6 protein-coding genes are annotated in these 9,240 nt (G+C 70.4%); 4 read left to right on the top strand and 2 right to left on the bottom strand.

From position 1 onward, the window contains the following. Window positions 1-191: 191 nt before the first annotated feature. Together ACIG5F_RS35730 and ACIG5F_RS35725 are read right to left on the bottom strand one after the other, a co-directional pair. Complete coding sequence (locus tag ACIG5F_RS35730) at window positions 192-1,343, bottom strand: nucleotide disphospho-sugar-binding domain-containing protein (RefSeq protein ID WP_396524392.1); 1,152 nt, start codon at window positions 1,341-1,343, stop codon at window positions 192-194. Next, window positions 1,343-2,923, bottom strand: coding sequence for a GMC family oxidoreductase (locus ACIG5F_RS35725; RefSeq protein WP_396524391.1), 1,581 nt, complete (start codon window positions 2,921-2,923; stop codon window positions 1,343-1,345). Before ACIG5F_RS35725 ends, ACIG5F_RS35730 begins: the two co-directional genes overlap by 1 nt. A gap of 222 nt (window positions 2,924-3,145) precedes the next feature. Here ACIG5F_RS35725 and ACIG5F_RS35720 point away from each other — a divergent pair, with 222 nt between their 5' ends. From ACIG5F_RS35720 to ACIG5F_RS35705, 4 genes are read left to right on the top strand one after another with little or no spacing between them, the layout of a single operon-like run. After that, complete coding sequence (locus tag ACIG5F_RS35720; protein WP_396524390.1) at window positions 3,146-3,838, top strand: class I SAM-dependent methyltransferase; 693 nt, start codon at window positions 3,146-3,148, stop codon at window positions 3,836-3,838. Continuing rightward, window positions 3,835-6,975, top strand: coding sequence for a ferritin-like domain-containing protein (locus ACIG5F_RS35715; protein WP_396524389.1), 3,141 nt, complete (start codon window positions 3,835-3,837; stop codon window positions 6,973-6,975). Before ACIG5F_RS35720 ends, ACIG5F_RS35715 begins: the two co-directional genes overlap by 4 nt. Beyond that, window positions 6,972-8,216 (top strand): FAD-dependent oxidoreductase, encoded by a 1,245-nt coding sequence (locus ACIG5F_RS35710; protein WP_396524388.1) that lies wholly within the window; start codon window positions 6,972-6,974, stop codon window positions 8,214-8,216. Before ACIG5F_RS35715 ends, ACIG5F_RS35710 begins: the two co-directional genes overlap by 4 nt. After that, entirely contained in the window at window positions 8,213-9,214 is a 1,002-nt protein-coding gene (locus tag ACIG5F_RS35705) for a methyltransferase (RefSeq protein WP_396524387.1), read from the top strand. The genes ACIG5F_RS35710 and ACIG5F_RS35705 overlap by 4 nt, the downstream gene beginning before the upstream one ends. Window positions 9,215-9,240: the final 26 nt, after the last annotated feature.

Genomic DNA, 9,240 nt, shown 5'->3' with positions numbered 1-9,240 from the left:
TGGGGGTAACCCCCCCAAGTGGGGGTGGTTGGGCGGCCCGGGGCGCGCTTTTCCGTGGCAAGCGTGGCTGGCCGGCGCGGCATGCCGGGCTCGGACCAGACTCGACAGGTCGGACGCGGCGGATTCGCGAGATGACCGGCGGCCGCGAACGCGTGGGGAGGAATGTCGCCATGGACCGCCGGCGAGCGGTTTCATCCCGCCAGCTCGACCAGCTTCGGCACAAGGTCGGCCGGCGCCGGCTGGGCGGCCATCTCGGCCTTGACCTCGGCCGCCGCGGTGGCCAGCGAAGCGTCGGTGAGCAGCCGGGTCAGATCGGCCGCGCCGACCGGGGCCACCGCGGTGTCGACCTCGAAGCCGACGCCGCGTTTGGCCACCTCACGGGCGTTGTTGAACTGGTCGGAGGCCTGCGGCACCACCAGCTGCGGCACGCCCAGGGCCAGCGAGGTCATGGTGGAACCGGAGCCGCCGTGGTGGATCACGGCACTGCTGTTGGCCAGCAAGGCATTCAGCGGCAGGTATGACACCGGGCGCACGTTGGGCGGCAGCGGGCCCAGCTCCGAGGTGTCGTCGAGCGTGACGACGAAATCGGCGTCGAAGTCGCCGGCCACCTCGGCCAGCCACCGCAACGGCCCGACACCGACAAAGTCGGAGATCACCGTGCCCAACGTGACGATCACCCGAGGTCGATTCGGCATACGTAGCAACCAGTCCGGCAGCTGTCCGCCGCCGTTGAACGGCACGTACCGCATCGGCCAGCCCAAAGTGGGGGTGCCCATGCTCGGCGGTGCGACGTTGAGCAGCGCGTGCCGTGCGGGCGGGCCGTCCACGCCGTGCCGGCGGTAGGTGTCGGCCAGGGCCGAAGCCACCTGCGTGAACAGGTCCTCGCCGCTGACTAGTCCGTACGCCTGTTCGACTGCCGGCACGCCGAGCTTGGCTGCGGCCAGCGGGCCGGCGCCGTCGATCGGGGAGTGCACCACCAGGTCGGGCCGCCACTCGTCGGCGACCGCCACCACGGTGTCGGCGAGGAGGTCGGACTGTGCGGCGAACACCTCCGCCCCGACGCTCAACAGCCGTTCCACATCACGGGTTGTCTCGCGGATCAGCTTCCGCACCGCTTGGATGTCCATGCCCTCGTGGGCGGCGTCGATCACCCGCGCGACCGCCTCGTGCGGCTGCGTCTGCACCACAGGCAGGCCGGAGGCGGCCAGCAGCGGGATGTGCCCGGCCCGGGTGCCGGCCATGGCCAGCAGCACGTCGTGGCCGGCGGCGCGCAGGGCCCAGGAGATCGACACCATCGGCAGCATGTGCCCGAGGCCGGGGGAGGACGTCACCAGAACCCGCATCAGAACCCCTTGCCCCGGGCGAAGTCGGCGATCCGTTCGGCCGCGACGATCGTGGCGAAGTGCGGGTTCGCGCGGGGGATCTCCGGGAAGATCGACGCGTCGGCGACCCACAACCCGTCCACGCCCAGCACCCGGCCGGTGGGATCGACGACGGACCGTGGGTCGTCGGGCGAACCCAAACGACAGGTGCCGCAGATGTGCGCGGCGTCGCCCACGGTCTCGCGCAGCCACCGGTCGATCTCGCTGTCGTCGGTCAACGAGTCCAGCCCTCGGCCCATCGGATCCAGCGCGACATGACTGATCACGTCGGCAAACGGTGTTGTGGCAACGAGTTCGCGCACGCGGTGAACGCCCTCACGCAGCCGCACGAGGTCGGAGTCCGCGCTGAGCATGGCGTGCTCGATCCGCGGCGGGGCATCGGGATCGTCGGAGGCGATCGTGAGCCGTCCCCGCGAGACGACCTGGTTTTCCACCAGCGCCAACAAACTGAGATCTGGTGCCTCGCCGAGACCGACGCCCCAGGTCCCCGTCGAGGTCGGGGCCGGGGCGCCGCTCTCGTCGCCCATCGCCGGCGGACGGTTCATGTGGACCATCATCAAGTCGTTCTCGCCGGCCAGGCCGGAGGAAAAGCGCACGCAGCAGTTGTACTGACGGCTGTCGACGCCGCAAGGTCGCACCCCCGGCCGCAACTGAAGCCAGAACAGCGCCAGCGGGTGGTCCTGGAAGCCTTCTCCCACCGGGAGATCCACTTGCTTCCCAGGACCGATTCCGGACCGCAACAGGATCGCCGGCGAGTGAATCGCCCCCGCGCACAGGACAACCGCGTCGCCGCGCACGTCGATCCACTGCGCGCCGACGCGCACCCGGACGCCCCGCACGACGTGGCCGTCCAGCAGCACGCGATCAACGGTGGCGTTGCCGATGATCTGGAGATTCTCCCGATCCCGCGCGGGTTCCAGGTAAGCGTCGTTGGTCGTGACCCGCGCTCCGTCGCGCACGTTCATCGCGACCGGCGACACACCGGTGCCCGTCGGCGCGTTGTAGTCCTCGCACCAAGGGTATCCAAGTTCGAGCGCGGCGGCAGCGAAGCGATCGTCGACGAGGCCCCACTGCTCGCGGGGCAGGCGCTCCACCGGCATGGGACCGCCGCTGCCGTGATGGGCCTGGTCGCCGAAGTCGGCGTCGGCCTCCACCCGCCGCAGGTAGGGGAGCATGTCTTCGTACGCCCACCCGTCACCGCCCACTTTGGCCCACCGGTCGTAGTCGTCGGGCCGGGCGTGGATGGCCATCATGCCGTTGATCAGCGAGGAGCCGCCGAGGCCGCGGCCGCGCAGGTAGGGCCGAGTGGCCTGCTGCGGGGTCCGCACCGCTTCGAGGCCGTCCCAGTAGAAACGGTGGCACGAGGCCGCGTCGAGCGGTCGCCAGCCGTTGAGGTTGCGCAGCTCGCTCGGGGCCTGCGCCGATCGCCAGTCCGGCCCCGCTTCGAGCAGGACCACTCGCGTGCCGGCGTCCTCGCTGAGCCGGCCGGCCAGCACGCAGCCGGCGGAGCCGCCGCCGACCACGATCCAGTCGGCTTCCATGGACTTCACCGTCGAAACCCCATTCGTGTCGGCCGTTGTGGTGTGAGGGAGTATCGCGAGCGGCCGGAGGGCGGCACATCGCCCGCGGCGCCGGGTGATCGCCCGATCACCCCACGCGAGTGCGCAGGTTCTGCCGGTGGTCCCTTTTGGGCCCGTACGGACGGCGTCGAAGGTGGGAGCCGACCACCACGACCGACCGCCCACGAAGCCGGGGACACCGTGATGAGCGCTACCGAACCGTATTTCGACGACCTCGCCGAGCTCTACGAGCGGTTCACCCAGGTCCGCGACGCCGCGACGAGCCCGGTGCGGTCGTGGCTCACCGCCCAGCTGCCGGCCGGGACACGGGCCATCGACGTCGGCTGCGGCGGCGGCAACAACTGCGGCCTGCTGGCCGAGCGCTACGACGAGGTCGTGGGCGTGGACATCTCCCAGAAGATGCTGGACATCGCCGCGACCAAGCCGTCCCGGTCGCCGGTGCGCTACGAATGCCGCAGCGCCACCGACCTTTCGCCGGCGCGGGACGGCCGGTTCGACCTGGTGATGTCGGTCAACGCGGTGTTCCACATGGGACCGGCCGACGTGGTGCTGCCGATCCTGCGCGACCTGGTGGCCCCGGGCGGCCGGCTGGTGATCATCGACGTGACCCGGCCGGACGACGTGGCCGAGCCGCCCGAGCGCAGCGCCCAGGCCTTCGAGACCGGGAAGATCATCTACCAGGTCTGCGGCGACGTGGAGGCGGCGGTGGACTCGATCCGGATGATGCTGCACCCGCGATGGCTGGAGATGAGCGAGCAGGCGGCGCCGCTGACCGAGGCCGAATTCGAGCTCCAGTACGGGAAAGCGCTGCCGGGGGTGCGAATCACCACCAACATCATCCCGACCATGAGCGCCGCCGTCTGGGACGCCCCGTGAGCGTCTTCGACCTGCCACGCGTGCACTTCGCCGGCGTCGCCGTCACCCGACTGCCGACCGGCCCACGCGCGGGGCTGCTCGACCTGGAGACCAACCGCGCGGTCACCGATGACGGCTACTTCGACACCGGCCGGCCGGCCCAGGAGTACTACGACTTCCTGGAGGCCAAGGGGGTCAAGGGAACCAACTTCGAAGGGAACGGCCACTTCTGGATCGACGCGAAGGTCGTCGGCTGTGAGCTGGCGCCGGGCGAGATCGACGTCCAGGACCTGTTGGTCGGGCGGCAGCTCGATTTCTGGGGCCACTACTGCGATTACACCGCCGCCACCGCGAACCGGTCGCGCGTGTTCGACGTGGACCCGGCCTCGAACTGGACGACCACGGTGATGGTGGGCCAACTCGCGCTCGGCCGGCTCGGCCGTTCGCACGAGGTCGGCTACCTGGTCACCGGCGACGTGTCGGGCCTGTGCCCACCGCGCTGGCAGAACACCGCCTACGTCCAGGACGACAGCCTTGACGAGAGGTTCCGGCGTTCGGTGGTGCACCAGTTCGTCGTCGACAAGACAGAGGGCCTGCACTGGCTGGACGGTGCTCAGGACTCGCGGGCCCTGGCGGACCTCCGTGAGCTCGTCGAATCCGAGGCGGCCGACGGGTTGGTGGTGCAGTTCGCCCTCACCACCATGGCCACGCCGACCGCGCACAACGAGCCGGACTTCTGGGACCTGCGCGGCACCATCGCCCCTTGGCGCGTGTCGGAACTGCGCACCTACCCGGCCGGCCGGCTGCTGACCCCACGCCTGGTCGAGGGCTCGCCGTTGCACAACCTGTCGGTGCACGTGGGCGGGGACACCGTCACCGCCAACATGGTGACCGCGATCCCGGTGACCAGCCGCGCCGACACCCGCGGCCCCGGCCCCACCCACCGGGTCGGGCCGTTCGCCGATCTGGGTGATCTCGAAGTGCGGACCAGCTCCGGCACGGTGCTGGCGGTCGTTCCTCGCGAGGCCTATCTCGGCCAGGCCTACCGGCTCAGCTCCGGCGTGCTGGCCGTTCCCCGATCGGGCAAGGGAAATCTCGACGAGGCGTTGGTGATCACCACCTCCGACCAGGTGGTGCTGGCCCGCGAGGAGGAGACGGTCGTCGAGTCCGACGAGGCGGCGCTGTTCCTCGAACACGAGAACCCGACGACGGGGGAGGAGCACGCGGTTGTGGTTCCCCTCCGCTCGTACGTGCGAGGGGTGCCGGCTCGCGTCGACCGCATCCACGTCCACCAGTACGTCAACCCGCGCGGACGGCCGCTCGCCACCGACCATGAGGACGTGCGGATCGCCGCTTTCCTGGTGGCCGGCCAGAAGGACTATCGGCCCGAGTGCGTGGCGTCGACCGACGACCACGGGCGGGGCTCGATCGTGATCAAGGGAATCCGGGGCGGTGCGGCCAAGATCCTGCTCCGGACGGAGGGACAGGACCGGCCGCGCGGGGAGAACGCCGCCCAGCGCTACGACAACGACAACGAGCAGGGCTACTGGTCCTCGGTCGGCAGCGTGGCGGTGCGGGTGCTGCCGAATCACTGGCGCCTCGACGACCTGCCGGACAGCGAGATCACCTTCGCCACCCTCTACCGGGAAGCCCTGGCGTACTACGAGCTCCAGTACGGGTTCATGCGCGCCGAGGTCTTCAGCCTGGCCGACGAGTTCAAGGTCGAACCGTACGCCCGGCTGACCTGGCACGTTGCCGATCCCCGGCACAAGCACAAGACCTTCGTCATGCCACCCACCCGCGACATGACCGCCCCACAGACCCGGCTGCTGCTGCGTTACCTGCTGGGGTCTCGGCGGCAGACCCCGCCGACCCTGGTGCCGCAGCACCGAAAGCTCGGCGTGATCACCACCCGGGACCAGCTGCTGGCGGCCCTGCGCCAGGCGGCGGCGATCGAGCTGGCGACCATGGTCCAGTACCTCTACGCCGCGTACTCGATGCCGGTGCACGGTGCGGCGCAACAGTATGTGGCCCGCGGCGAGTGGACGCCGGAGCAGCTGCTGATCGCCTGCGGCGAGGGCCCGCAGTCAGCCAACGGCGGCATCCGCGGCAGCCTGATCGGCGTGGCCCGCGAGGAGATGATGCACTTCCTGGCCATCAACAACATCCTGATGGCCATGGGCCGGCCGTTCCACCTGCCCCGGCTGGACTTCGGCGATTTCAGCAGCCAGGTCAGCATGCCGCTGGACTTCTGTCTGGAGGCGCTGAACCTGGCCAGCGTGCAGCGCTTCGTCGCGCTGGAGCAGCCGCACGATCTCGTCCCGGAGATCGAGGGCAACGACTCGGCGGCGCGACCGTACCGGTACGGGTCGCTGAGCGAGCTCTACGCGGCCATCCGCGAGGGAATCCAGGCGGTGCCCGGGGTTTTCCTGGTCAAGAGGGGCCGGGGTGGCGGCGCACACCATTTGTTCATGCGGGAGTCGGTCAACGCCGTGCACCCGGACTACCAGCTGGAGGTGGACGACGTCGCCAGCGCCGTGTTCGCCATCGACTTCGTCACCGAACACGGCGAGGGCGGCCACATCCCGTCCACGCTGCCGGCCGAGGAGTCGCACTTCGACACCTTCCTGCGCATCTCCGACCTGCTGGCGCGGGAGCGGGCCGACGGGCCGAACGACCGGCGGATCCCGTGGCAGCCGGCCTATCCGGTGCTGCGCAATCCGACACTGCGGCCGGGAAACGCGGCGATGGACCTGGTCACGCACGAGCCGGCGCGGCTGGCCATGACCGTGTTCAACCGCTCGTACTTCATGGCGATGCAGCTGATCGTCCAGCACTTCGGACACAGCTCGGACGCCAGCCTGCGCCGCTCGCGGCTGATGAACTGGGCGTTGGACATCATGGCCGGCGCGCTGCGGCCGCTGGCCGAGCTGATCGTCACGCTGCCCTCCGGACGCCCAGGCCGCACCGCCGGCCCGTCGTTCGAACTGGACGAAGAGCCCCGCTACATCCCGCGCCCCGACGTCGCGGCCGAGTGGATGGCCCGTGAGTTCGACGAGATCGCTGCGCTGGCCCGAAAATGCGACGGCCTGACCCCGACCGTCGGCGACCTGCTGGCGTTCCTCGGCGAGCAGCTGCGGACGGGGGAGCGGCCATGACGGAACACACCACGGTCTGTGTCGTCGGCGGCGGCCCGGCCGGCGCGATGCTGGGGTTGCTGCTGGCCCGGGCCGGTGTCGGTGTCGTGGTGCTGGAGAAGCACGCCGACTTCCACCGTGACTTCCGGGGCGACACAGTGCATCCGGCGACGTTGCAGATCCTGGACGAGATCGGCCTGATCGACCGGTTCCTCGAGCTGCCGCACCAGAAGGTCACCACCATCGGCGTGGTGCAGGACGGCAGGCGTGTCGACATCGCCGACTTCAGCCGGCTGCGCGTGCGCTATCCGTACATGGCTTTCGTGCCGCAGTGGGACTTCCTTGACCTGGTGGCCACGGAAGCCGCCCGCTATCCGGGTTTCCGGCTGATGACGCGCACCGAGGCCCTGGATGTGCTGCGGGACGACGGCCGGGTGGCCGGTGTGCGGGCCCGGGGACCGGAGGGGGAGTTCGACCTGCGGTCCACGCTGGTGGTCGCCGCCGACGGCCGGCATTCGACGATTCGCCGCGCGGTCGGCGTGACCCCGCGACTGATCGGCCGCTCGCTGGACGTGGCGTTCTTCCGGATCTCCCGCCGGGACACCGATCCGGACGAGGGCATCTGCGTGCGCATCGGCAACGGCAAGATCTTCGGCGCGACCGACCGCCGGACCTACTGGCAGATGTCGTACGAGACCACCAAGGGCGGCCTGGACAGGGTGCGCCTCGCCGGGCTCGACGCGTTCCGGGCCGATCTCGCCGCATTGGTGCCGTTCCTGGCCGACCGGGTGCAAGAGGTGTCCTCTTTGGACGATCTGAGCCTGCTGGAGGCCCGTATCGACCGGCTGGACCAGTGGCACCAGCCTGGCCTGCTGTTCATCGGCGACGCCGCCCACGCCATGTCACCGGTCGCCGGCTTCGGCGTGAACCTCGCCGTGCAGGACGCGGTCGCCACCGCCAACCTGCTCGCCGTGCCCTTGCTGCGTGACGACATTGCCCTCGTCGACTCGCGGCTGGCGGCGGTGCGGAAACGCCGCCGGGTGGCGGTGGCACTGTCGCAGGGATTGCAGCGGGCGACCCAGCGCTTCGGCATCGACGACGCGCTCAACGGCTCGGGCCAGCCGCCCGCGCCCAGGATCTTCGAGAAGCTCGGCCCGGCCCAGTGGCTGATGAGCCGGGTCATCGGGCTCGGCTTCCGGCCCGAGCACGTGCGCACTCCGGTGGCCGGCGCGGCCCCGATCGAAGGGACTACCCGAGCATGAACCACCAGGCCCGGCTGATGTCGATGATCACCGGCTACTGGGTGACCCAGATCATCCACGCCCTGGCCGAGTTGGGGATCGCCGACCATCTCGCGGACGGCCCCCGTAGCTCGGCCGAACTCGCGGCGTCCACCGGCAGCGACGAGGACGGCATGGCCCGTGTCCTGCGGGCGAGCGCCGCCCAGGAACTGGTTGGCGTCACCGAGGACGGCCGGTTCGAGAGCACGCCGTTGCTGGCGATGCTGCGTGAGGGCGTGCCGCATTCGTTGCGGGACATCGCCATCGTGCACGGCTCGCCCGGACACTGGCTGTCCTGGGGCCTGCTCCCGGACGCCGTCCTGGCCGGCGCGCCGCAGACCCAGGCCGCGCTGGGCAAGGACATCTGGCGGCATTTCGCCGACAACCCCGTGGAAGGCGGCCGGTTCGCCAACTCGATGACCGAGCTCACCGCCGGCCTGTCGAACGAGATCGCCGAACTCCTGGACACCAGCGGCCTCGGTGTCGCGGTCGACGTCGGCGGGGCCAACGGAGCGTTGCTGCACACCTTGCTGCGGGCCAACCCCGAGCTGCGGGGCGTGGTTCTCGACCTGCCCGTGGTCGAGGCGTCGGCCGTCGCCGAGGCGGAGAAGGCCGGTCTGAGCGACCGGGTCGTCGTCATCGGCGGCTCGTTCTTCGACCCCATCCCGGCCGGCGACCTGATGCTGGTCAAGGCCGTCCTGCACAACTGGGACGACGAGTCCTGCGTGCGGATCCTGTCCAACTGCCGGGAGGCCCTCAATCCCGGCGGCCGGGTCGTGGTGGTGGAGATGCCGCTGGGGCCGGTCGGCTCGCCCGGCTTCGCCCCGCTGCTGGACCTGAACATGCTCGCGGTGGTGTCCGGTCGGGAACGTGAACTCGACCAGTACGACGCCCTGTTCGCCGCCGCCGGCCTGCGGCGGACCGGCGTCACCCCGACCCGCTCGCCGCTGTGCCTGATCGAAGCCGTCACCACGGCGTGACCGGCTTCCCTGCCAACGGAGGAACT

The organism is Kutzneria sp. NPDC052558 (assembly GCF_044547355.1).
Lineage (GTDB): Bacteria > Actinomycetota > Actinomycetes > Mycobacteriales > Pseudonocardiaceae > Kutzneria.
Note: the sequence above shows the minus strand (reverse complement) of the source record. Positions and strands in the feature narration are given on the sequence as shown.